The organism is Cryptosporangium japonicum (assembly GCF_039524755.1).
GTDB lineage: Bacteria > Actinomycetota > Actinomycetes > Mycobacteriales > Cryptosporangiaceae > Cryptosporangium > Cryptosporangium japonicum.
In genome coordinates this window covers 45,654-69,081 of record NZ_BAAAGX010000011.1, presented here as the reverse complement: position 1 = coordinate 69,081, position 23,428 = coordinate 45,654, and the positions used below count along the sequence as shown (strand labels likewise).

Annotated in this window: 21 protein-coding genes and 1 pseudogene; 12 read left to right on the top strand and 10 right to left on the bottom strand. The window is 74.6% G+C overall.

Going from position 1 to position 23,428, the window contains the following annotated elements; genetic code table 11:
* Positions 1–1,270 (top strand): AMP-binding protein (locus tag ABD437_RS15455; RefSeq protein ID WP_344649530.1); only part of this gene is annotated, 1,270 nt, incomplete at its 5' end.
* Between the two features lie 335 nt (positions 1,271–1,605).
* Here the strand turns inward: ABD437_RS15455 and ABD437_RS15450 are convergent.
* Complete coding sequence (locus tag ABD437_RS15450) at positions 1,606–2,637, bottom strand: zinc-binding dehydrogenase (protein ID WP_344649529.1); 1,032 nt, start codon at positions 2,635–2,637, stop codon at positions 1,606–1,608.
* 72 nt (positions 2,638–2,709) lie between these two features.
* On the opposite strand from ABD437_RS15450, the pseudogene ABD437_RS15445 reads away from it, so the two are divergent.
* A pseudogene (locus ABD437_RS15445) lies at positions 2,710–3,540 on the top strand (LysR family transcriptional regulator); the annotation flags it as partial.
* Positions 3,541–3,602: 62 nt separating this feature from the next.
* On the opposite strand, the gene ABD437_RS15440 reads toward ABD437_RS15445, so the two are convergent.
* Genes ABD437_RS15440 through ABD437_RS15420 form a run of 5 tightly spaced genes read right to left on the bottom strand, consistent with a single transcriptional unit; the run spans position 3,603 to position 9,218 of the window.
* The gene (locus tag ABD437_RS15440) at positions 3,603–4,424 is read right to left on the bottom strand and encodes a carbohydrate ABC transporter permease (protein WP_344649528.1); all 822 of its coding nucleotides are present in this window, start codon (positions 4,422–4,424) and stop codon (positions 3,603–3,605) included.
* Positions 4,414–5,286, bottom strand: a complete 873-nt coding sequence (locus ABD437_RS15435) for a carbohydrate ABC transporter permease (RefSeq protein WP_344649527.1) — start codon at positions 5,284–5,286, stop codon at positions 4,414–4,416. Before ABD437_RS15435 ends, ABD437_RS15440 begins: the two co-directional genes overlap by 11 nt.
* Entirely contained in the window at positions 5,283–6,551 is a 1,269-nt protein-coding gene (locus ABD437_RS15430; RefSeq protein WP_344649526.1) for an ABC transporter substrate-binding protein, read from the bottom strand. The genes ABD437_RS15435 and ABD437_RS15430 overlap by 4 nt, the downstream gene beginning before the upstream one ends.
* Before the next feature lie 27 nt (positions 6,552–6,578).
* Complete coding sequence (locus tag ABD437_RS15425; protein WP_344649533.1) at positions 6,579–8,171, bottom strand: FAD-dependent oxidoreductase; 1,593 nt, start codon at positions 8,169–8,171, stop codon at positions 6,579–6,581.
* A 30-nt stretch (positions 8,172–8,201) separates the two neighbouring features.
* A complete protein-coding gene (locus ABD437_RS15420; protein ID WP_344649525.1) occupies positions 8,202–9,218 on the bottom strand; it encodes a LacI family DNA-binding transcriptional regulator in 1,017 nt (338 codons plus the stop codon).
* A 204-nt stretch (positions 9,219–9,422) separates the two neighbouring features.
* On the opposite strand from ABD437_RS15420, the gene ABD437_RS15415 reads away from it, so the two are divergent.
* The gene (locus ABD437_RS15415) at positions 9,423–10,409 is read left to right on the top strand and encodes a glycoside hydrolase family protein (protein WP_344649524.1); all 987 of its coding nucleotides are present in this window, start codon (positions 9,423–9,425) and stop codon (positions 10,407–10,409) included.
* Positions 10,410–10,416: 7 nt separating this feature from the next.
* Here ABD437_RS15415 and ABD437_RS15410 read toward each other — a convergent pair whose 3' ends face one another.
* Positions 10,417–11,751, bottom strand: coding sequence for an MFS transporter (locus tag ABD437_RS15410; RefSeq protein ID WP_344649523.1), 1,335 nt, complete (start codon positions 11,749–11,751; stop codon positions 10,417–10,419).
* Positions 11,752–11,839: 88 nt separating this feature from the next.
* Here ABD437_RS15410 and ABD437_RS15405 point away from each other — a divergent pair, with 88 nt between their 5' ends.
* A complete protein-coding gene (locus tag ABD437_RS15405) occupies positions 11,840–12,685 on the top strand; it encodes a LysR family transcriptional regulator (RefSeq protein ID WP_344649522.1) in 846 nt (281 codons plus the stop codon).
* A 52-nt stretch (positions 12,686–12,737) separates the two neighbouring features.
* Here ABD437_RS15405 and ABD437_RS15400 read toward each other — a convergent pair whose 3' ends face one another.
* Positions 12,738–14,750, bottom strand: coding sequence for an MMPL family transporter (locus ABD437_RS15400; RefSeq protein ID WP_344649521.1), 2,013 nt, complete (start codon positions 14,748–14,750; stop codon positions 12,738–12,740).
* 136 nt (positions 14,751–14,886) lie between these two features.
* On the opposite strand from ABD437_RS15400, the gene ABD437_RS15395 reads away from it, so the two are divergent.
* Together ABD437_RS15395 and ABD437_RS15390 are read left to right on the top strand one after the other, a co-directional pair.
* Positions 14,887–15,963: a sensor histidine kinase gene (locus ABD437_RS15395; RefSeq protein WP_344649520.1), complete on the top strand. Its 1,077-nt coding sequence runs from the start codon at positions 14,887–14,889 to the stop codon at positions 15,961–15,963.
* A complete protein-coding gene (locus tag ABD437_RS15390) occupies positions 15,960–16,601 on the top strand; it encodes a response regulator (protein WP_344649532.1) in 642 nt (213 codons plus the stop codon). Before ABD437_RS15395 ends, ABD437_RS15390 begins: the two co-directional genes overlap by 4 nt.
* Here ABD437_RS15390 and ABD437_RS15385 read toward each other — a convergent pair.
* Together ABD437_RS15385 and ABD437_RS15380 are read right to left on the bottom strand one after the other, a co-directional pair.
* Positions 16,574–16,792, bottom strand: a complete 219-nt coding sequence (locus tag ABD437_RS15385; protein ID WP_344649519.1) for a hypothetical protein — start codon at positions 16,790–16,792, stop codon at positions 16,574–16,576. The two genes, ABD437_RS15390 and ABD437_RS15385, sit on opposite strands and share 28 nt — an antisense overlap.
* A 79-nt stretch (positions 16,793–16,871) precedes the next feature.
* Positions 16,872–17,183: an STAS domain-containing protein gene (locus ABD437_RS15380; protein WP_344649518.1), complete on the bottom strand. Its 312-nt coding sequence runs from the start codon at positions 17,181–17,183 to the stop codon at positions 16,872–16,874.
* 120 nt (positions 17,184–17,303) lie between these two features.
* Here ABD437_RS15380 and ABD437_RS15375 point away from each other — a divergent pair, with 120 nt between their 5' ends.
* From ABD437_RS15375 to ABD437_RS15350, 6 genes are all read left to right on the top strand, one after another.
* Positions 17,304–17,978 carry a response regulator transcription factor gene (locus ABD437_RS15375; protein WP_344649517.1) on the top strand — a complete coding sequence of 225 codons (675 nt, stop codon included), beginning with the start codon at positions 17,304–17,306 and terminating at the stop codon, positions 17,976–17,978.
* Entirely contained in the window at positions 17,975–19,291 is a 1,317-nt protein-coding gene (locus tag ABD437_RS15370) for a sensor histidine kinase (RefSeq protein ID WP_344649516.1), read from the top strand. Before ABD437_RS15375 ends, ABD437_RS15370 begins: the two co-directional genes overlap by 4 nt.
* Complete coding sequence (locus tag ABD437_RS15365; RefSeq protein WP_344649515.1) at positions 19,288–19,836, top strand: GerMN domain-containing protein; 549 nt, start codon at positions 19,288–19,290, stop codon at positions 19,834–19,836. The genes ABD437_RS15370 and ABD437_RS15365 overlap by 4 nt, the downstream gene beginning before the upstream one ends.
* Before the next feature lie 474 nt (positions 19,837–20,310).
* On the top strand, positions 20,311–21,885 hold the full coding sequence (locus tag ABD437_RS15360) for a cellulose binding domain-containing protein (RefSeq protein WP_344649514.1): 1,575 nt from the start codon (positions 20,311–20,313) through the stop codon (positions 21,883–21,885).
* Positions 21,886–22,008: 123 nt separating this feature from the next.
* Entirely contained in the window at positions 22,009–22,554 is a 546-nt protein-coding gene (locus ABD437_RS15355; RefSeq protein WP_344649513.1) for a DUF998 domain-containing protein, read from the top strand.
* A gap of 4 nt (positions 22,555–22,558) precedes the next feature.
* A complete protein-coding gene (locus ABD437_RS15350; RefSeq protein ID WP_344649512.1) occupies positions 22,559–23,428 on the top strand; it encodes a universal stress protein in 870 nt (289 codons plus the stop codon).

Here is a 23,428-nt window from a genome sequence, read left to right as displayed (position 1 = left end):
GGCCCGGGCCGCCGGGGCCGGAGCCGCGGCGGCCCGGAGCACCGGCGGGCGTCCGCCGCGGTCGGCCGGGCCGGTCGCGGGGTTGCCGCACCTGCGGCTGGTCGTCGAGCTGGGGCCCGAGGTCCCGGACGGGGCCGTCGGGTGGGACGACTTCCTCGCCGCGGGCACCACCGTGCCACCGGCCGACGTGGAGGCCGCGACCACCGGCGTCACGCCGGACACCATCTGCGACGTGCTCTTCACCTCAGGCACGACCGGCGCCCCGAAGGGCGTTCTGAGCAGCCACCGCCAGACGCTCAGCGTCGCCGCCGTCTGGGCACGCGGCGCCGCGCTGAGCCCGGCCGACCGGTACGCGATCGTCAACCCGTTCTTCCACAGCTTCGGCTACAAGGCCGGCATCGTCGCCGCGATCACCGGCGGCGCCACGATCCACCCGGTGCCGACCTTCGACCCCGCGGCGGTGCTCGCCCTGATCGAACGCGAACGCATCACCGTGCTCCCGGGCGCACCCACGATCTTCACGACCCTGGTCAACCACCCGAGCCGCGGGGACCACGACCTCTCGAGCCTGCGCTTCTCGATCGCCGGCGCCGCGTCGGTCCCCGAGAACCTGTTCACGACCATGCGCGAGGTCCTCGGCTTCGACCGGGTCGCGCAGGCCTACGGGCTCACCGAGTGCGTCGTCGCGACCCAGTCCCGCCCGGACGAGGACCTCGCGCACATCGCCGAGACCACCGGCCCGGCCGTGGCCGGGCTCGAGATCCGGATCGTCGCGCCGGACGGCACCGAACGACCCACCGGCGCCGACGGCGAGATCCGCATCCGCGGCGCGAACGTGATGCTCGGCTACTTCGAGGATCCGGAGGCGACGGCCGCCGCGATCGACCCCGACGGCTGGCTGCACACCGGCGACCAGGGCCGCAAGGACGAGCACGGGTGCGTCACGATCACCGGCCGGATCAAGGACATGTACATCGTCGGCGGGTTCAACGTGTACCCGGCCGAGGTGGAGAACGTGCTCGCCGAGCATCCCGACGTCGTCGAGGCCGCGGTCGTCGGCGTGCCGGACGAGCGGCTCGGCGCCGCCGGCCGCGCCCACGTCGTCGCGCGCCCCGGTACCGCGCCGACCCCGGAGGCGCTGATCGCGTTCTGCCGGGAGCGCCTGGCGAACTTCAAGGTGCCGGGTGAGGTGGTGTTCCTCGCCGAGCTGCCCCGCAACGCCGGCGGCAAGGTCCTCAAGCGGGTACTGGCGGGCGAGCCCGCACCGTGACCACCGGCGGGGTGCAGGCCACCGGGCGGCCGGTGCGGCGCTGATCGCGGCGTTCGACGGCGTCAGTGTGCTGTGGGCGACCTCGGCGGCGGCCGTCACGATGCTCATCCCGCGCCCGGTGGGAGCGGTCGGCCCGGCCGACGCGCGCGACCGGCCTGCGCGCCGACTCGCACTCGCCGGCCGGCCGCAGGTGGTGCTCGGCGCGCGGGCGCTGCGCACCTCGACATCCGCCCGGCGGCCGACCTCGTGCGGTCGGAGCGGGGGCGGAGCGCGGCCGGCGGCGGTCGGTCGCGACGGGGCCGCGACCGGGCCGTCGTGCTTCCCGGCGCCGCGGGTCACATCGTGACGACGACGAGCGGCGCGCCCGGTTCGGCGGCCGCGTCCATCGCCGCCGGCAGGTCGGCCAGCGGGAACGACGCGACCGGGAGCGCGGCGAGGTCGAGCAGGGCGGCCGACACCAGGTTCAGCAGGCGCGCCGGGGCGTCGTCGGGGTACATGAAGTTCCCGATGACCTCGGTGCCGGCGAGCATCAGGGCGGTGTAGTCGAGCGGCAGCGGGGCGCTCGTGCTGCCCATCAGCACGAGGCGGCCGGCCCGTCGCAGTGCGGCGAGCGCGGCGAGCGTGCTGTCCGGGGTGGTGGCGCCGCCGACGAGGTCGAGCGCGAGGTCGACCGGGCCACCGGCGGCCGCGCGCAGCGCGTCGGCATCGGCGGGAACGGAGCCGGTGAGCCGGACCGGCACCACCCGCTCCCGCGCCGCGAGGCGCGCCAGGACCGCGGGGTTGCGCCCGGCCGCGACCACCCGGCGGGCACCGAGGGCCGTCGCGACTTGGACGCCGGCCGAGCCGAACGCACCGGTGGCCCCGTTGACCACGACGGTCTCGCCCGGCGCGAGCCGCCCGCGCAGCAGGCCGCCGTACGGGACGAGGCAGCGCGTGACCGCGACGACGTCGCCGAGCCCGGCGGGCACCGGGGTCACGGTCGGGGCCGGCGCGACGACCTTCTCGGCGAGCGTCCCGTCCCGCCACGTGTCGCGCACCGCGGCGAACTCGGACGTGAGGCCGATCAGGCCCCGCGCGGGCTCGGGCACGTTCTCGGCCGCGGTGTAGTTGCCGGTGACCAGCACCGGCTGCCCCGGGGTCAGCGTGAACACCCCCCGGCCGACCCGTTCGACGACGCCCACCCCGCTGGTGCCGGGCGTGAACGGGCCGGTGGGCGGGTGGTAGTGGCCGAGTTTCCCGGCCACGTACTCCCGGAGGTAGCTCAGGACCGGTGCCGCGTGCAGGCGCACCACGACCGCGCCGTCCGGCGGCTCCGGGTCGGGCACGTCGCCGAAGGTCAGGGTCCCGTCGAGTCGCCACGCTCTCATGCCCTCGACGCTAGGGCGGGTGGCGGCCATGCGGCCAACGCGAGTTACGCACCGGTGGTATTCCTGGACCGCATGGACCTGTCCTCGGTACCGACCGGAACCCTGCGGGTGTTCGCGGAGGTCGCCGCGCGGGGCACGCTGACCGCCGCGGCCGCGGCGCTCGGCTACACCCAGTCCGCGGTGTCGCGCCAGATCGCGGTGCTCGAACGCGCCGCCGGCGTCGAGCTGCTGGAGCGACGGCGGGACGGGGTGCTGCTCACCGGGGCCGGGCGGATCCTGCTGCGGCACGCCTCGGCGGTGCTCGACCGGGTGGCGGCCACCGAGCGGGAACTGGCCGGGCTGCCGCCCCGGGCGGGCGCGGTGCGGCTGGGCTGGTACCCCAGCGCGGGTGCGTCGCTGGCGCCGCGGGCGGTGGCGGCGCTGCGCCGGTCGCAGCCGGCGATCACCGTGACGACACGCGAGGGCACGACGCCGGTGCTCGTGCGTGCGCTGCGCTCGGGCACCCTCGACCTGGCCGTGCTCGCCGCGCTCCCACCGTTCCGGCCGTTCGACGCCGAGTCCCCGCCGTTCGTCGTCGAGACGCTGAGCGAGCGGGTGCTGTGCGTCGCCGTCGGCCCCGACCACCCGCTCGCCGCCCGGGACGCGCTCGAGCCGGCCGACCTGCGCGGGCAGCGGTGGATCGCCGGGCCGGCCGGGGACGGGCTGGGCGTGTGGCCGGGCCTGGACGAGCGGCCGGTGATCGCGCACACCGCCCGGGACTGGCTGGCGAAGCTGCAGCTGGTCGCGGCCGGGTGCGGCATCACGACCGCGCCGGCCGCGCTGGCCGGGGGCGCACCGGCCGGCGTGCGGTTCGTGCCGGTGCGCGGCGGCGCGGAGGAGGTCCGCCGCACCGTGCTGGCCCGCCGGGCGGCGCGGTGTCGGCGCTGGCCGACGCGATCCGCGCCGCCGCCGCGGAGGCGTGACGCTCACCCTTTCAGGCCGGTGTGCGCGAGCCCCTCCACGAACTGGCGTTGCGCGGCGACGAACACCGCCAGCACCGGGATCGCGGTCAGCGAGGCCGCCGCCAGCTGCACGTTCCACATCGGCCCGCCGTACGCGTCGACGTACTGCGTCAGCGCCTGCGGCAGCGTGAACGTCGACGGCGTGGTCAGGTACACGATCGGCTCCAGGTACAGGTTCCAGCTGTGCAGGAACGTGAAGATCGCGACCGCGCCGAGCGCCGGCCGGGCCAGCGGCAACCCGATCCGCAGGTACGTCCCGAACCGGCCGAGCCCGTCGACGCGGGCGGCCTCCTCGAGCTCACGCGGCAGCGCGAGGAAGAACTGGCGCATGATGAACGTCGCCAGCACGCTCGGGGCCCCGAAGATCGGCACCAGGATCAGCGGCCAGTGCGTGTTCGTCAGGCCCAGCGTCAAGAACAGCTGGAACAGCGGGACGATCGTCACCTCGCTCGGGATGAGCAGCCCGGTCAGGATCACCACGAACAGCACGTTCGCCCCGCGGAACGGGATCCGCGCGAACGCGTACCCGGCCAGCGACGACACCACGAGCGTCCCGGCCGTGACGACGACCGCGATGTACAGGCTGTTCCAGTACTGCTGCGCGAACGGCTGCAGTGCGAACACCCGCTCGTAGGCCTCGAGGGTCGGTGAGCCCGGCCAGAGCGCCGGGGGGAAGGCGAAGATCTCGCGCACCGGCTTGAACGACGACGTGACCATCCACCACGTCGGGAACAGGAACGGGACGGCCAGCAGGCAGAGCGGCCCGTAGAGCCAGTTACGTCTCATCGAGCACCCACCGCCGCCGCATCCGCCACTGGACCAGGGTCAGCACGAGCACGATCGCGAACAGCAGCACCGACAGCGCCGACCCGTAGCCGAAGTGGTGGAACTGGAACGCCTGCTGGTACAGGTAGTAGACGAGCACGGTGGTCGACGTGCCCGGGCCGCCCTGCGTCAGCACCGCGATCTGCGCGAACACCTGCAGCGACCCGACCACCGTGATGATCGACGTCAGCAGCACGGTGGGGCTGATCATCGGCAGCGTGATCCGGCGGAACCGGGTCCAGGCCCCGGCTCCGTCGATCGTCGCGGCCTCGTACAGCTGCGCCGGGACGCCCTGCAGCGCGGCCAGGAACAGCACCATGTTCAGCCCCACGTTCTTGAACACCTGGACCAGGACGACCGCGCCCATCGCGGTGCCGTCGCCGCGCAGCCAGTTCGGACCGTCGATCCCGGTCAGCCGCAGCAGGCCGTTGATGCCGCCGTCGTCCTGGAGCAGGAAGCCCCAGACGATCGTCCACGCGACGAGCGACACCACGACCGGCGAGAAGAACAGCGTCCGGAACACGATCGTGCCGCGCAGCCTCTGGTTGAGCAGCACCGCGAGCAGCAGCGCCAGCCCGAGGTTCACCACGACGAGCCCGACCGAGAACAGGCCGGTCGCGCGCAGCACTCCGGGCAGCCGCGGGTCGTCGACGAGCGCCGCGTAGTTCTCGGTACCCACGAACGAGAACGAGTCCGCGAGCACGTTCCACTCGTGCAGGCTGTACCAGACCACCAGCCCGAGCGGCACGAAGACGAACACGACGCTGCCGATCAGCTGGGGCGCGACGAACAGGTACCCGACGAGGTGATCGCGCTGTTTCATTGCTTGAGCAGCGGCGCGATCGCCGCGCACACCGAGCCGAGCACCGCGCGGACGTCCGCGCCGGGCTTCCACAGCGGGTCCAGCGCCGAGCGCACCTGCTGACCGATCTCGGCCGAGCCGACGTGGCTCGGCTTCACCGTGCCGGAGTCGATCCCGTCGATCACGACCGCCTGCAACTGTTCGGGTTCGAGCAGCGGGTTGCCGGCCGCGAGGGTCTCGGTGTTCAGCTGGGACTTGCGCGGCGGCGGGAAGAACCGGGCGAGCTTCGTCGAGTTGGCCGGGTCGGTGAGGAACGCGAGGAAGTCGGTGGCCGCGTCGACGTGCGCGGACTTCTTCAGCACGCCGATGCCGGCCTGGCCGATCACGCTGTACTCGCCGGCCGGTCCGGCCGGCAGCGGCACCAGGTCCCAGCCGAACGTCTGGTCCTTGAGCAGGGACGCGCGGCTGATCTGGGTGATCGTCATCGCGGCGTCGCCGGCGAAGAAGTCCGGCGCGGTGCCCGGGCCCGGCAGCGCTTTCGCGGTGAAGATCGCCTCGTGCAGCGCGGTCATCGCGGCGACCATCTCGGGTTTGTCGAAGCCGCAGGTCTTGCCGTCCGCGCTCCAGGCCTCGGCGCCCCAGCCGCCCCACACCGTCGCCAGGTTGTCCCACGTCTTGTAGTCGAAGTCGCGGACGACCAGCCCGGCCTTCCCGGCCTTCGACTGCACCGCCGAACCGAGCGCGAACGCCGCGTCCCAGGTCCAGGTGCCGGCCTTGATCAGCTCGGCCGGGGTCCGCTGCCCGGCTTTTTTCACCAGGTCGGTGTTGACGAACACGCCGAACGGCGAGGTGGAGAACGGGTACGCGTAGAGGTGGTCGTCGGCGGTCCAGAGTTTCGTCGTGCTCGGCTGCAGGTCGTCGTAGTCGTAGTCCGACGCCGCGCGCAGCGTGTCCTCGAGCGGGACGAGCGCTCCGGACCGCACGAAGTCCGGGGCCGAGCTCTCCAGCACCCAGGCCAGGTCGGGCGCGTTGCCGCCGGCGAGCTGGGTGGTGAGCGTCGTCGTGTAGTTCTCCAGCGGGAGCGAGTCGAACGTGATCGCGGTGACGTCCGGATGGCTCTTCCGGTACTCGTCGGCGATGCCGTTGAGCAGGGCCAGGTGGTCGGGGCTGGAGGACCAGATCGTCATCCGCAGCGTCGCCGGGCCGTCCTCGGCGTCGCCGCCGCCGCACGCCGTCAGGGCCAGCAGGCTCGCGGCCGCCGCGACAGCGACCATTCTCAACCTCATCACGTGCTCCTTTGCGGTGGTGGGGGTCTAGTAGCCGACGACGTCGGGCCAGCGCCGCTCGACGCCGTCGGCGTCGAGGCGGGCCTGGAACTCGGCGAGCAGCGCGGGGTTCGCGCGCACCGCCCGGGGCGCGACGTTCCTCTCGAGGCAGAACGCGGCGAGCGCACCGGCGGCCTCGCCGACGTTCCACTCGACCGGGTGCAGCCGGTAGCAGCCGTTCGTGACGTGGGTGGCGCCGAGCGACTTGCCCGCCGCCAGCAGGTTCTCCACCCGGCGCGGCAGCAGCGCGCCGAGCGGGATCTCGAACGGGCAGGACGCGACGTCGAGGTAGTTGTCGCCGCCGGTCGAGGGGTGCAGGTCGATGCGGTACATGCCGACGCCGACGCTGTCGGGGTAGGACACCGCGCCCCGCGCGCCGCGCACGGCGAGCGACAGGTCCTGCTCGACGATCGTGTACTCGGCGCGGATCCGCCGTCCCTCGCGGATGTACGGTGCCTGCGCCAGCCCGTCGGCCGAGCCGGTGACGTCGCCGCGCAGGCGCAGGCCGGGGAAGCCGGTGCCGCCGTCGGGCCGGGGCGCCTCGGTCTGCAGCCAGTAGAGCACCGAGCGGGACAGGTCACGCGCGGCGTCGAGGTGCTTCGCGGCGTCGGGGACGTCGACGACCGGGGACTCGAAGTAGTCGATCATCGGCCAGTTCACCAGCGTGATGTCGCTGGCGTAGGCGCCGGGCACGAAGTGCCGCCGGGCCGCGATGCGCCGGAACGTCCACAGGTCGCCGTCGCCGGGGCTCACGCGCTGATCGGCGACGACGGCGAGCGGGTCGTCGTCGGGGTTGGGGGTGAACGACCGGACGCTGGTCTGCAGCGTGCGCGGGTTCGGCGTCCGCCAGCCGAGCAGCGGGCCGCCCCAGAAGTCCGGCCGGTACGCGCGCCAGAAGCCGTAGTTCACCGGCCGGTCGATCGTGTGGTCGCCGTCGACGCAGTCCACCGCGAAGCAGACCGACACCGCCTGCATGTTGTCCGGCTGCGCGGTGGCGGGTGCGCTGGGTTCGCCGGTGTCGTCCCGCGACTCGAAGCCGGTGACGTACTCGGTGCCGGTGAGCGGGAGCAGCTCCCCGGTCTCGGTGGCGTCGAGCACGTAGCGGGCGCTCGCGGTGACCGTGGTGCCGTCCCGCCCGGTCAGCTCCACCGCGGTGACCCGGTCGCCGTCGGTGTCCGCGCCGGTCGGGCGGTAGGGCTGCAGGACGGTGAGCCGGCCGCTCCCCCGGTACGGCGCGAGCATCGCGTCGATCACCGCGACCGCGACCCGGGGTTCGGCGCAGAGCCGGCTGACGTGCCCGGCGCCCGGGTTGAGCTCGCGGGCGGCGCGCGACCGGGCGGTGAGCGGGTAGTAGCGGCGGTAGTAGTCGCGGATGCCGTCGCGCAGGGCCCGGTAGGAGGCGGTGACGCCGAAGCGCTCCACCCAGCTGTGCTCGTCGGGTGGGACGGCCTGGCTGGTCAGCTGCCCGCCGAGCCAGTCGAACTCCTCGCTGAGCACGACGCTGCGCCCCGCGCGTAACGCGGCGAGCGCGGCCGCGACCCCTCCCAGCCCTCCCCCGACGATCAGTACGTCGGCGTGCACGTCCGTCACGGAGTCTCCTTTCGGTGGTCGTCAGTGCGCCGCGGGGCGGGCGAGCGTCGTGCCCGCCACCGGCTCGCAGGCGAGGAGGCGCTGCAGGCCGGTGGCCGCGCCTTCGAGGGACTCGGTGAGCACCTCGACGGCCTGCCAGCCCATCTCGCGGCGCGGGATCGAGAAGCCGGTGAAGTCGAGCCGGTCGGCCGGGTCCCCGTCGATCGGGCGGACCGGGTCGCCGAGCGTCAGCACCGACAGGTCCGCCGGGACGCGGAGACCGCGCTCCCGCGCGAACCCGACGAGCGCCACCGCGTCCGCGGGTTCCTCGACGAACAGCGCGGTGACCCCGGCCGCGAGCAACGCGTCCAGCGCGGAGGCGTTCACGTCGGTGGCGTGGATCGCGTCCCCGGCGGCGTCCCGGAAACCACGCAGCCGGTCGGTGGAGGACTCGGCACCGGCGCCGGGCCCCACGTACGCGCACGTGCGGTGCCCGAGCGCGACCGCGTTACGCACCAGGGCCGCGGTCGCGGCGGCGTAGTCCGCGCCCACGTACGGCACCGCGTCGTGGTCCCGGCGGCCGACCGCCGCGATCGGATAGCCGTCCGCGACCAGCTTGGACACCTCGTCGGCGTCCATGTGACGACCGAGCAGCACCGAGCCGTCGGCCAGCCGCAGCCGGTTCTCCTCGTGGAGGATCCGCCGCCGCCCGTCGACCACGGGGGTGCTCGTGAACAGCAGCAGGTCGCACCCGAGCCGCTCGGCCGCCTCCTCGATCCCGACCAGGAACGGGTGGTAGAAGTCCCGCGTCGCGCTGGGGAACACCGGCTCGTAGGTGAACACGCCGATGATCCGGTTGCGACGGTCGACGAGCCGGCGCGCGATCGGGTCGGCCACGTACCCGGTCTCCCGGATCACCTCGAGCACCCGCTCACGCGTCTCCGGGGCGATGCGCACCCCGGCGTCGGTGCGGTTGTTGAGCACCAGCGACACGGTGGCCTGGCTGACCCGGGCCAGGCGGGCGATGTCCCGCTGGGTGATGCGGCGCGGATTGCTCACGGAACGTGTCTCCTAGCGTGGACGCTAATACGTATCAGCGCGATGTCGCAGAATCTTGGAGTGAGCCGGGCGGCGCCGTCAAGGGGGTCGGCCGGATTCGCGAATCCCCTTTGATAATTCGTATTAGCGCCTTGACCGGAGGCTGGCCGGCGCAGAACACTCGGGCATCCGGGGGCCACACACTCAGTGACGAGGAGATGGCACATGACGGATTTCGCTCGGCGGACGTTCCTGCGCGGGGCCGCCGCGCTGGGCGGCGGTGCACTGCTCGGCGGAGGCGCGCTGGGCGCCGCCCCGGCCGCGGCCGCACCGGCCGGTTTTCCCGGCTACCAGTACCTCGGCGTGGCCCTCGACAAGGCCGCGCTGCGCTACAACCCGACCGACGAGCTGATCTTCCCGTGCATCCGCGGGGTCTACGACAAGCTCGGGACGCGCCTCGGGCGCTACTACCTGTACTACGCGCCGCACGACGCGCCGGGCGGCATCTGCCTCGCGTACGGCAACTCGCTGGCCGGGCCGTTCACCGAGTACGCGGCGAACCCGATCGTCGCGAACGTGTGGGCGCCGCACTACTCGGTCAACCACGTGTCGTCGCCGCACGTGATCTGGCAGGCGTCAGCCCGGCGGTTCCTGATGTACTTCCACGGCGCCAACAACGCCACCCGCCTCGCGACGTCGGCGAACGGCGTGAACTGGACGTACGTCGGCACGGTGCTGACCACCGCGGACATCGCCGGGCTCACCGAGACCTCCTACGCCCGGGTCTTCGAGCACCCGATCGCGTCGAAGGGCAGCACCTACGTCATGGTGTTCATGGGGGTGCTCGGCGGGAAGCGGTACCTCTACTGGGGATGGTCGGCGGACGGGTTCTCCTGGTCGTACGACCCCTCGCCGCTGGTGTCCCCGGCCGGGGACGGCCAGTCGGACCTGTCCGGGCCGCACGTGCTGGAGCGCAACGGCACCACGTACGTGGTCTACCACGGCGACTCGGGGAAGATGTTCCTCACCGAGGTGGGGCCGGACTTCGACCGCGAGGTGCACCTCGGGGTGTTCCACACCCCGCTGAGCGGGGCGCCCGACACCAAACGGTCGGCCGCCCCGTCGTTCGGCACCGACGGCGGGGTGCAGTACATGTTCTACGAGGCCGGGCCGCGCAGCAGCAGCACGATCGCGATCGCCAGGGCGGTCTGAGCGCGGGTCAGGACGTCGTGAAACGCAGCGCCGCGGCGGCGGTGACCGCCGCGGCGATCAGCAGGGCCAGGGCGGCGCCGGTGGAATAGGCGCCGCCGAGCACCGCCACACCGAGCACCGCACCGGTCTGGCGCGCGGCGTTGAGGACACCGCCGGCCGCACCGGCGGTGCCCGGCGGAGCGGCGTGCAGCACGGCGCCGACCAGCGCGGGCAGGACGAACGAAACCCCGAACCCGGTGAGGAGCAGGCCGGGCACCAGCGCGAGGTAGCCCCCGGCGTGCGGGCGTTCGACGAGGACGGCGGCGAGCGCGGCGGCGCCGGCCGTCAGCAGCGCGAGGCCGAGGAGGATCGCGGTGCGGTGCCCGCGCAGGGCGACGAGCCGGGCCGTGACCGGCGGGTTGACGACGAACGGCACGGTCAGCGGGGCCAGCGCGAGCCCGGTCGCGAGTGGACCGAGGCCGCGGGCCGCGAGCGCGAGCGGCAGCACGAACAGCGCTCCGGCGAGCGCGAAGTTGACCGCCCCGCCGGCCAGCAGCACCGCACGCGCCCGCCGGTTCCCCACCAGCCCGCGGTCCAGCACCGGTGTCGCGCTCCCCGGCCGGGCGGCGGCGCGGCGCTCGAGGGCGGCGAACGTCGCCGCGGCGACCGCGGCGGCGGGCGCGGCGAGCGCCACGTGGCCCCAGGACCGCTGGCCGGCGGCGATGAGCACGTCGGTGACGAGCGCGAGGGTGGCCGCGGCGGCGCACTGCCCGGGCCAGTCGATCCGGGCGGCGCCCCGGGGCGAGCGCAGGCCCGCGGTCGTCGCCAGCACGGCCGCGGCGATCGGCAGGTTGACCAGGAACACCGCGCGCCAGCCCAGCCCGGCGACGAGCGCGCCGCCGATCAGCGGGCCGGCCGCGATCGCCGCACCGCTGATCGCCGCCCAGACCCCCACCGCGCGGGCGTGCGCGGCGCGCTCCGGGTAGAGCCCGGACAGCAACGCCAGCGACGACGGGACGCACGCCGCCGCGGCGGCGCCGAGCAGCACGCGGACGCCGATCAGCGCCGCGACGTCCGGGGCGAGCGCGCAGCCCAGCGAGAGCACCGCGAACGCGGTGACCCCGGCGCGGAACACCCGGTCGGCGCCGAACCGGTCGGCGGCCGCACCGGCCGCGAGCAGCAGCGCCGCGAACGTGACCGTGTAGCCGGTCGTCACCCACTGCAGCCCGGCGATCGACGCGCCGAGCGAGGTCACGAGGTCGGGTTCGGCGACGGCGAGCACCGTCGTGTCGAGCAGGACGAGGAAGTAGCCGAGCGAGATCCCGAGCAGCGGGGTCGCCCGGGCGGGGAGGGTCCGGGTCATGACGCGAGCCTCGGCCGGAGCCGGCCGGGACGCGACCGCGCGACCCGTACGCTGCGTTCGGCGGATCCGAACGCTCGGGAGGTCGACGGTGGAACTGCGTCAGCTCCGCACGTTTCTCGCAGTCGAACGGGCGGGCACGGTGAACCGGGCCGCGGCGGAGGTCGGGCTGGCGCCCTCGTCGGTGTCCGCGCAGTTACGGGCCCTGGAGGACGCGCTGGGCACCGCCCTGTTCGTCCGCAGCGGGCGCGGGATGCGGCTCACCGAGGCCGGCGCGCGGCTCGCCGGCCGGGCACCGCGGCTGCTCGACGAGGCCGACCGGATCGTCGCGGAGGTGCGCGGCGCCGACCGTCCGCTGCGGCTCGGGGCGCTGGAGACGATCGCCGCGACCCACGGCCCGCAGGTCGTCCAGCGGCTGCGTCGCCGGCGGCCGGGCGCCGAGGTCGAGCTGCGCCCGTCCACCGACCGGCAGGCCCTGCTCGGCGACGTCGTCGCGGCGCGCCTCGACGCGGCGCTGCTGCTGGACACCGGCGACGCGGTGGGCGACCTCGGGTTCGGGGTGCCGGCCGCCCCGCTCACGTTCGTCGACGCCGGGGTCGTGCCGCTGGTGCTGGTGGCCGCGCCGGACCGGGGCTCCGCGTCCGATCCGCTGCTCGTGAACGTGCCGCAGTGTTCGTTCCGGCTGGCCGCCGAGCGTCTGTTCGGGACCGACCGGCCGGTGGTCGAGGCGGGCGGCGTGGCGGTGATGCGGGCCTGGGCCGAGCAGGGGCTGGGGATCGCGTTGCTGCCGGAGTTCGCGGTGGCGGCGTCGCTGGCGGCCGGAACCCTGGTGCGCCTCGGCACCCCGGCGCCGGACCTCGCGCTGCGCCTGGTCTGGCGCGCCGACCGCGAAGCCCGGCCCGGCCTGCGTGACCTGCTCTACGCCGCGAGCGGCTGAGCGGCTCGCTGAGCGGCTCTGAGCCGCGAGCGGCTGAGCGGCTCCGCCGCGGTCAGTGCGGGTGGAGTTCGGGGAGCCGGGCCAGCGCCCGCGGGAACCACCAGGCCCGCTCCCCCGCCAGCGCGAAGAAGGCCGGAACGATCAGGCAGCGGACGACGATCGCGTCGACCAGCACCGCGGCGGCCAGGCCCAGGCCCATCTGGCCGAGCATGCGGTCGCCGGAGAAGACGAACGAGCCGAAGACCACGACCATGATCGCGGCCGCGGCGGTGATGACGCCGCCGGTGGTGGCCAGCCCCTCGCGCAGCGCGGCCGCCGCGCCGATGCCCCGGCGCCACTCCTCGTGCACGCGGCTGACCAGGAAGACCTCGTAGTCCATCGACAGGCCGAACACCACCGCGAAGACGATCACCGGCAGGAACGCCTCGATCGGGCCGGGCCGGGCACCGAGGTGTCCGTCGCCGTAGACGAACGTCATGACGCCGAGCGCGGCGCCGATGCTCAGCAGGTTGGAGACGGCCGCCTGGAGGGGCACCAGGACCGAGCGGAACACCACGAGCAGCACCAGCGCGGAGAGCCCCACGACCGCGCCGACGAACCAGGGCAGGCGCGCCGACACGGTCTCGGCGAAGTCGATCGCGCCCGGCACCGAGCCGCCGACCGCGTAGCCGGGGCCGAGCGTGTCGCGCAGCCGGTGGACGAGGTCCGCGGTGCGTTCGTCGGCCGGGCCCCACGCCGGGACGACGAGCACCCCGTCCGGCACCGGCACGGCCGAGGCGACCCCGTCCACCGGGCGCACCAGCGCGGCGGCGTCCGCGGTGGTCGTTCCGGCGGGCGCGAGCACCAGCAGCGGGCCGTTCGACCCGGGCCCGAACGCCGACGCGACGAGGTCGTACGCCCGGCGGGACGTGGTGTCCGGCGCGTCGGTGCCGGCGTCGGCGAACCCGAGGCGCAGACCGGCGGCCGGCAGTGCCAGTACGGTCAGCACCAGTACCCCGCCGACGAGCGCGGGGACGGGCGCGCGCTGCACCCCCCGCGCCAGCGCCCGCCACCGCTCCCCGCCCTCGCGCGCCGTCCCCCGGCGCAGAACGCGCGCCTCCAACCGGCGGCCGAACAGCGTCAGCAGCGCCGGGAGCAGCGTGATCGACGCGAGCATCGTCGCCAGCACGGTGAGCGCCACGCTCACGGCCAGCGCGTCGAACGCCGCGAGCCGCAGCGTCAGCATGCCGAGCAGCGCCAGGATCACCGTCCCCCCGGCCAGCAGCACCGAGCGGCCCGCGGTGTCCAGCGCCCGTTCGGTCGCCGCGGACCGCGCGGCCCCGGACCGGAGCTCGTGCCGGTAGCGGACGAACACCAGCAGCGCGTAGTCGATGCCGACACCGAGCCCGACCAGGCCCATCATCGCCGTCGCGTAGCTCGGCACGGTCAGCAGGTGCGACAGCAGGATCACCGCGCTCACCGCGCTGCCCACCGCGAGGATCGCGGTCACCAGCGGCAACGTCGCCGCGAGCAGGGACCCGAACAGCGGCACGAGGATGATCAGCGCGGCCAGCAGCCCGAGCCCCTCCGCCGCGCCGCCGGCCTCGTTCGCGGCCCGCACCGAGTCGCCGTTCCACTCGACCCGGTAGCCGTCCAGCGACCGGCCGGTCAGCGCGTCGATCTCGTCGGCCGGGGTCTCGCCGGGCGGGTGGTCCAGCGGCACGGTCGCCAGCACCGTCCGCCCGTCGGCCGAGACCGACCCCGGTGTCGCGAAGGGATCGGCCGCGCCCAGGCCGGCCAGGAAGTCCCCGACCACGGCCCGGTCGAGGGCCCCGGAGCTCCGGTGGACGACCACGGTCACCTCGTCGCGCGCCGGCCGGTCGGCCGCCAGCGCGTCGGCCACCCGCTGCGACTGGCTGCCCGGCAGCGTCGTGTCGTCGGCGAACGCGCTGCCGACCCGCCCGGCGAGCACGGCCAGCGCGCCCACGATCACCACCCACGCGACCAGCGCGGCCCAGTGGTGCCGCAGCGACCACCCGGCGAACCGGCCCAGCACTCTCCGCGTCCGAACCTCGGTCTCCGTCACGACGGCAACGCTAGGTAACCGGCCCGCCGCACCGCATCGCTCCGGGAGCGGCACCCCGATCGCCCGTCGACGTAGCGCCGTACGTCCGGAAGCGACACTTGCCCACCGCGCGCCGGACCGCCGTTACGCTCGGCTGATGACCCCGCGGGAACGACTTCTCGACGCCGCGCTCGCGCTCTTCACGACCGCCGCGGTGACGGTCGCGATCGCCGCCGACCTCGGTTCGCACCGCGGGCCCGACGTCCTCGCGTACGGCACCGCGGTCGCGCTGGGGGCGGTGCTGCTCGTCCGCCGCCGGTTCCCCCGCGAGGTCCTGCTGGTCAGCGCCGCCCTGCTGATCGCGTACTACGTGCGCGACTACCCGCCGATCGGCCTGCCGGTGCCGCTGGGCGCCGCGTTCTACACCGCGGCCGAGGCCGGGTACGCGGGCTGGGCGATCGGCGTCAGTACCGGCCTGCTGTCCATCTCCACGTACGCCCGTCTGCACGACGGTGAGGACCCCGCGTACCTGTTCGGCTACGAGATCCTGGTGACCGGCGCCGCGATGGCCGCCACGATCGCGCTCGGCGACGGCATCCGCTCCCGCCGCCTGCTCCGCGCCGAGCAGCGCGACCGGCTGGCCCGGGAACGCGGCGCCCACGAACAGGCGCTCGCCGGTGCGCTCCAGGCCGAGCGTCTGGAGGTGGCGCGCGACGTCCACGACGCGGTCGGCCACACGCTCACCGTGGTCTCGCTCCACACCGACGTGGCGCTGGAGGCCGTCGACGACGACCCGGCCGCGACCCGGCGCGCGCTGCGGAACGTGCGGGCCGCGTGCGACACCGCGAGCGCGGAGCTCCGGCGCGCGCTCGGCCTGCTCCGGGACGGCACGCCACCGGGCCTGGACGAGCTGCGCGAGCTCGGCGTCGACGTTCCGCCCGACCTCGGACCGCTGCCGCCCACCGTCGAGGCCGCGGTGTTCCGGATCGTCCAGGAGGCGGTGACCAACGCCCGCCGGCACGGCGGTGGGTCGCCGGTCAGCGTCGAGCTGACGACGACCGAGACCAGTGTGGTGGTGGAGGTCCGCGACGGCGGGGACGGGCCGCGGGCGAACCCGGGGTCCGGTTTCGGGCTGGTGGGGCTGCGTGAGCGGGTCGCGCTGCTCGGCGGGCGCACCGAGATCGGTCCGCGGCCCGAGGGCGGGTTCCGGGTGTGGGTGGCGCTGCCGCGATGATCCGGATCGTGCTCGTCGACGACCAGGAGCTGGTGCGTGCCGGGCTGCGTGCGCTGCTCACCCACGACGACGACCTGGTGGTCGTCGGGGAGGCCGCCGACGGCGCGGCCGGCGTCGAGGTGGTGCGCCGGCTGCGCCCGGACGTCGTGCTGATGGACGTGCGGATGCCGGGCGTGGACGGGGTGGCGGCGACCGCGCGGATCACCGCGGAGGTCCCCGGCGTCCGCGTCGTCGTGCTCACCACGTTCGACACCGACGAGCACCTGTTCGACGCGTTGCGCGCGGGCGCCTCCGGGTTCCTGCTCAAGGACATCCGGCCGGGTCCGCTGCGCGAGGCGGTGCGCACGGTCGCCGCCGGGGAGGCGTTGCTGGCTCCGGCGGTGACGCGGCGGGTGATCGCGGCGGCGGCCGTGCACCGGCCCGGCCCGGACACCCGGCTGGACCGGCTCACCGAACGGGAGCGCGAGGTGCTCGCCGAGGTCGCGACCGGGCGGTCGAACGACGAGGTGGCGGCGGTGCTGTTCCTGAGCCCGGCCACCGTGCGCACCTACGTCAGCCGCCTGCTGGCGAAGCTCGGCGCACGGGACCGGGCCGGGCTGGTCGTGCTGGCCTACGAGACCGGCCTCGTGTCCCGCTGACGGCGGTTCTCGATGACCATGGCGGCGGCCCCGAAGATCAGCGCGGCCGCGATCCAGCTCGCGTGCACGCCGAGGATGCCGGCGAGCAACGCCACCTGGGCGACGACGACGAGCAGCACGGCGGCGACCGACGGGCGGCGGCGCGCGGTGCGTCGGCGGGGAATGGCGTAACGGGCAGGGGCGAGTGGCATGGCAACTCCTTCCCAGGGTTGCGTCGGCGACCCGCTCGCGGCGGGGAGGGGGTGGACTGCTGGCCGCGAGCGGGCCGGTCTAGAGGGCGCTCAGCTCGGGCTGGTCGCCGTGGACGGGCAGGATGCGGTCGAGGCGCACGTGCTGCAGCACCCGCCGCACCCGGGGGGTCGGGTGCTGCAGCTCCAGCCGGTTGCCGTCGCGGCGCATCCGCCGGTGGAGGTCGAGCAGGTACGCGATGCCCGCCGCGTCGACCGACGGGCAGTCGCGCAGGTCGAGCGTGAGGACGCTCGGTTCGAGCGCGAGCACCTCCGCCACGGACTCGCGGATGGACGACAGGCCGACGCCGGTGAACGACTCGGCGACGCGTAGCTCGATCACTGGAATACCCATATGACCAGCGTGATCTCCGAGCGTGGAGGTCTCTGGGCAGCCGTGTGACGGTTCTGTGACAATCCCCGCCCGGCTCGGGGAGGCGGGCATTCTGTCGGAGGCTCCGGGGAGGATGGAGCCATGCCGTCAGTGTTGGTGATCGAAGACGACGACCGGATCCGCCTGGCTCTCCTGCTCGCGCTCGAGGAGGAGGGCTTCGAGGCCGACGGCGCCGGCACGGCCGAGGAGGGGCTGCGCCGTCAGCGCCGTTCCCCGGCCGACGTGGTGATCGTCGACCTGATGCTGCCCGGCCTCGACGGGTTCGACGCCATCCGCGAGCTGCGCCGCACCGACGACGTGCCGGTGCTCGTGGTCAGCGCGCGCGACGCCACCCAGGACATCGTCACCGCGCTGGAGGCCGGCGCGGACGACTACGTGGTGAAGCCGGTGCCGATCCTCGAACTCGTCGCCCGGCTGCGTGCGCTGCGCCGGCGGGCCGCGGCCCCGGCGTCCACCGCGGCGGCCTGGACGTTCGGCGAGCTGGCGATCCGCCCCGAGGCCGGCGAGGTGACGCTGGCCGACCGGCCGGTCGCGTTGACCCGCACCGAGTTCCGGCTGCTCTGCGAACTCGCCGAGAACGCCGGGCGGGTGCTCTCCCGCCGCCAGCTGCTGCAGCAGGTCTGGGAGTACGAGATCGGCGACGAGCGGCTGGTGGACGTGCACGTCGGGCGGCTGCGTCAGAAGATCGAGCCGGATCCGCGGCGCCCCCGCCACCTGGTGACGGTGCGGGGCATGGGCTACAAGTTGTCCGGATGACGCTGCGGACGCGGGTCACCGCGGTGTTCGCGGTCGGGGCGCTGCTGCTCTCGGCCGTGATGGCGCTGCTCTCCTACCAGCTGGTGCGGGTGTCGCTCACCGAGGAGCGGGAGCGGGCCGCGGTGCGCGCGGCGTACTACAACGCGTCGGTCGTGCGCGCCGACCTGGCCGCCGACGCGCCCGACGTCGCCGAGATCCTGCGTTCGCTGGAGACCACCGAGAACCGGCAGGTGCTCGTCCAGCGCGACGACGTCTGGTACTCGCGCACCGCCGACGAGGGCCAGACCAGCGCGATCCCGTCCGCGCTGCGCGACCGCGTCCGCGACGGGGAGGCCTCGGTGCAGCGGGTGCGTGCCGGCGGGCGGCCGCTGGTGGTCGTCGGGGTGCCGCTGGCCGACGGCACCGCGTTCTACGAGCTCGATTCGCTGGCCGAGCTGGAGCGCACGTTCTCCACGCTGGCGCTGGTGCTCACCGCGGTGGCGCTGCTGACCGCGCTGGCCGGCGCGGCGCTCGGCCGGTACGCCACCCGGTCGGTGCTGCGGCCGCTCACCCGGGTCGCGGAGGCCTCCGAGCAGATCGCGGCCGGGCAGGTCCGCACCCACCTCGATCCGGCGGCCGAGCCCGACCTGGCCCGCCTCACCGGGTCGTTCAACCGCATGGTCGACGAACTGGCCGACCGGGTGGAACGCGACCGCCGGTTCGCCGCCGACGTCAGCCACGAACTGAAATCCCCGCTGCAGACGCTGGCCGCGGCGGCCTCGGTGCTCCACCGGCGGGCCGCCTCGCTCGACGAGCGCAGCGCCGCCGCGGCCACGCTCGTCGTCGAGGAGGTCGACCGGTTCGGGCGCCTGGTCAACGACCTGCTGGAGCTCGCGCGCGGCGACCGGCCCCTGGAGCGCACCGAGGTCGACGTGGAGGCGATGGCCCGGGAGATCTGCCGTTCCCGCGGCGTCCCGCCGGACGTGGTGCACGCCGACGCGGCCACCTGGTTCGTCGATCGGCGCCGAGTGGAGGGCATCCTGGTGAACCTCGTCGACAACGCGGTCAAGTACGGCGGCGGGCCGGTGGCCGTGCGCATCGGTGACCACGAGCTCGTCGTCGAGGACGAGGGGCCGGGCATCCGCCCCGAGGACCGCGAGACCGTGTTCCACCGGTTCGTGCGCGGTCACACCGCCTCCGACCGTGCCACCGGCAGCGACGGCACCGGCCTCGGGTTGTCGCTGGTCGCCGCGCACGCCGCGGCCCACGGCGGGGCGGCGTCGGTGGAGGACCGCCCCGAGGGCGGCGCGCTGTTCCGGGTGCGGGTGCCATGAGGCGGCTCGTCGTACTTCTCGCGGTGGCGCTCGGCGGCGTGGCCGGCTGCGGCGTCCCGCTCGACTCCGAGCCACGCGCGGCCCAGCCGATGGCCACCGCCGCGGCCACCCCGAGCGGCGGGGCCACCCCCGGCACCGCCACCGAACGCATCTGCCTGGTGCGTGACTCGCAACTCGCGCCGGTACCCCGCCGGGTCACCACCCCGCTCAGCGCCGACGCCCACTTGAAGTTGCTGCTGGCCGGCCCCACCCGGGCCGAACGCAACGAGGGCTACACGAGCGCGTTGACCGGCGCGCCCCTGGTGTCCGGCGCCACCCAGGACGGCGGCCTGGTGACCGTGGAGACCGGCTCCCAGGACCTGGGCCGCGCCGACGATGTCCTGGTGTTCGGCCAGGTCGTCTGCACGTTGTCGTCGAGGCTGCCGGTGGGGGCGGTGGCGTTCGTGCACGACGGGTCGAGGTTGCGGGTCCCACGGGGCGACGGGTCGTTGACGGCGGGTCCACTGACGATCGCCGATTACGCGGGCCTGCTCGCGACGGAGTGAGCTCTCCGGGCGCGGGGCCGCACCACCGCACTAGCCGCACCGCCGCACCCGAGCCCACCGGCTACAACGGCCACATCAACCCCACCGCCGCAACGATGGCCATGGCAGCGGGGCACCACCAGCACCGGCCGCGGAGATGCCATTCGGTCGCGCCAGGGCGCCGACCCAGCGGTCACGCCGACACCATTGGTCACGCCGGAGCCCGCGGCCACGCAGGAGGCACCAGCGGAAACGCGGCCAATAGATCGCCCGTGCACCAGGCGGTGGCGGACCAGGCCCAACCCACCGGGCCTCGGCCCCGGGCGACCCGACCGTGCGGTGGCGACGCCACCCACCCAGCCCCCGCATGAATCGCATTCACTCACCTAAGTGGGCCTTAAACCCGCCAGATCGGTACTTTGACTCCCGATCGGGGTGGTCGTCGAGGGCCTAGCGTCGCTGGTACCCACCGAACGAACCCCAGGAGTCGCGATCGTGCCGTCCGTTCCCGCGCGTGAACAGCGTCCGGCCGGATTTCGTGGTGGCCATCGGCTGCGGCGGTCGCGCCGGCCGGTCAAGCGGCTCGGGGCCGCAGGGGTGCTCGCCACCGTCGCCGCGGTGGCGGTCGCGACGCTGACCGCGGGGCAGGCGCAGGCGGCCGGGTTCGCGGTGGACTACGTGCAGACGGCGCGCTGGGACAGCGGGTACACCGGCACGTACACCCTCACCAACACCAGCGCGGAGGCCGTCGACGGCTGGTCGTTGGAGTTCACGCTGCCGCGGGGGGCGCGTATCACGAGCCTGTGGAACGGTCGCGCGGAGACGACCGGGGCGAAGGTCACGGTGCGCAACGAGACCTGGAACGCCGAGCTGGCGCCGAAGCAGTCGGTGGTGGTCGGGTTCGTCGCCGACGCGGCCGGTGAGCAGCAGGAGCCGCCGGACGGCTGCACGATCAACGGGGTGGCGTGCGGGAACGAGTCGCCGTCGCCGAAGGCGTCCGCCGTGGTCGGGGAGAAGCCCGAGCCGACGCGTCCGCTCGCGACGTCCACCCCGGACGCCCCGGCGGCGGGCGGCACCCCGGAACCGGAGACGGCGGCACCGGAGCCCGCGAACCCGAGCCCGGACCCGGACCCCGGCCCGGACGACCGCGCCACCGAGGCACCGGGCCTGGACGGCACCGAGTTCTCCCCCTACGTCGACGTCCTGCTCCACCCGCCCTTCGACCTGGCCGCGAACGCGGCGACGACCGGCGTGCGGCAGTACACGCTCGCGTTCGTCGTCGGCGCCGGTGGGTGCACGCCCACCTGGGGCGGTGTCCTGCCGGTGGAGGATCCGGGGGTCACCGGCCGGGTCGCCGACCTGCGTGCCGCGGGGGGCGACGTCCGGCTCTCGTTCGGCGGCGCGAACGGCACCGAGCTCGCGACGGTGTGCGACAGCCCCGAGGCGCTGGCCGCCGCCTACCAGCGCGCGATCGACGCCTACGACGCCACCCGGATCGACTTCGACGTCGAGGGCTCCGCGCTCGGCGACACCGCGGCGAACCGGCGGCGGGCCGAGGCCGTGACGATCCTGCGCCGGACGAACCCGACCCTGGACGTCTCGGTCACGCTGCCCGCGCTGCCCCAGGGCCTCACCCAGGGCGGGGTGGACCTGCTCGCCGGCGCCCGCGACGCCGGCGTCGGGTTCGACGCGGTCAACCTGATGGCGATGGACTACGGCGACGCCGCCGCGCCCGACCCGGGCGGGCAGCTGGGGCGCTTCGCGATCGACGCCGTCACCGCGGCCCAGGCCCAGGTCAAGGGCGTCTTCGAGCTCTCCGACGAGGAGGCCTGGGGGCTGCTGGCCGTGACGCCGATGATCGGTGTGAACGACGTCGCCAGCGAGGTGTTCACGGTCGCCGACGCCCGCGAGGTGGGCGCGTTCGCCCGGGAGAAGGGGCTGGCCTCCTACGGGATGTGGTCGGCGACGCGGGACCGGCCGTGCCCCGGCGGGCCGAAGCCCACCGCGGACGCCGCGTGCTCGAGCGTCGAGCAGGAGCCGTTCGACTTCACCCGGGCGTTCACCGGGTGACGCGACGGTCCCCGACCGCGCGGATGTGCGCGTAGCACGTCGCCCTTCGGTCGGGCTGGCTCTACCCCGACGTGATACGTGTCCCCCGTGCCGCGACGGCCCAGGCCTGGTGAGCTGTGCGGTGTGAAACGAATCCTCGGCGCGGTCGCGCTGGCCTCGGCCGGCACCCTGTTCTTCGTCGGCCAATGGGTGGTGCAGTCGGCCTGGACCGAACCGTTCAGCTGGGCCGACAACAACATCAGTGACCTCGGCGAGGTGAGCGCGCCGTGGCACCGGCTGATGAACACCGTGTTCGTGCTCAACGGGGCGCTGGTCGCCACCGGGGCGGTGACGCTGTTCCGGGGCGCCGTCCGGTACCTGCTGCTGGCCGCCGCCGTCGGCTGCGTGCTGGTCGGCCTGGCGCCGGCCGACGTCGACGAGAACACGCACGTCCTCGGGGCCGCGCTGGTGTTCGTGCTCGGCAACCTCGGCCTGATCGCCACCCGGCGCCGGCTGGGCGTCGTCTTCGGGATCGTGGGCCTGATCGCCACCGGGCTGCACGTGACCGGGCACGGGCTCGGGATCGGCGTCGCGGGCATGGAGCGCGTCGCGGTCTACCCGCTGTTCCTCTGGTTCCTGATCGAGGGCGTGGCCCGTCTGCGGAAAAATACCGTTCGTGAGGGATCATGACTGTATGTCCGATGCGCCAGGGATCACGGTGGGTGTCGACGGCTCGGCACCCGCGGCGGCGGCCCTCGACTGGGCGGCGGGGTACGCCCGGGTCCGCGCGCTGCCGCTGGCCGTGGTCACCGGCGTCGGCTGGCCCGGGGAACGGTCGGCATTCGGCGCCCGGCGCATCGCGCAGCTGAAGGACGCGGCCCGGGCCGACGGCGAGCACCTGCTCGCGCGCACGTGCGACGACCTGCGTGCGGAGTTCCCCGAGCTGCCGGTCACCGGGCACGTGAGCGACGAGACCGCCGTCCGGGCCCTGCTCGCGGCGGCGGCGTCGAGCGACACGGTCGTGGTCGGCAGCTGGGGCCTGGATGCGGCGGCGAGCCTGCTGCTCGGGTCGGTGTCGGCCGCGGTCGCGGCCCACGCCCCGGTGCCGGTGGTGGTCGTGCACGACGACCACCGGCCCGGCCCCGACGCGCCGGTCGTCGCCGGCATCGACGGCTCGGCCCAGGACGACGTCACGCTCGGCGCCGCGTTCACCGAAGCCGAACGGTGGGACGCGCCGCTGGTCGTGGCGCACGCGTGGAGCGACGTCAGCGTCGTCGGCATGTTCGGCTCGGCCGCGGTGCCCAGCTGGATCGAGGCACGGCACGAGGCCGACGAGCTGATCGACCACCAGGTCGGCCCGTGGCGCGCGAAGTACCCCGGGGTGCCGGTCGGTGCCGTCGTGGAGCGTGAACAGCCGGCCCGGATGCTGGCCGAACTCTCCGCCACGGCCGGACTGACCGTGGTGGGCGCGCACGGGCGCGGCGGGTTCAGCGGGATGCGGCTCGGGTCGGTGGCCCGGCGGCTCGTGCACCACGCGGACGGCCCGCTGCTCGTGGTCCGCTAG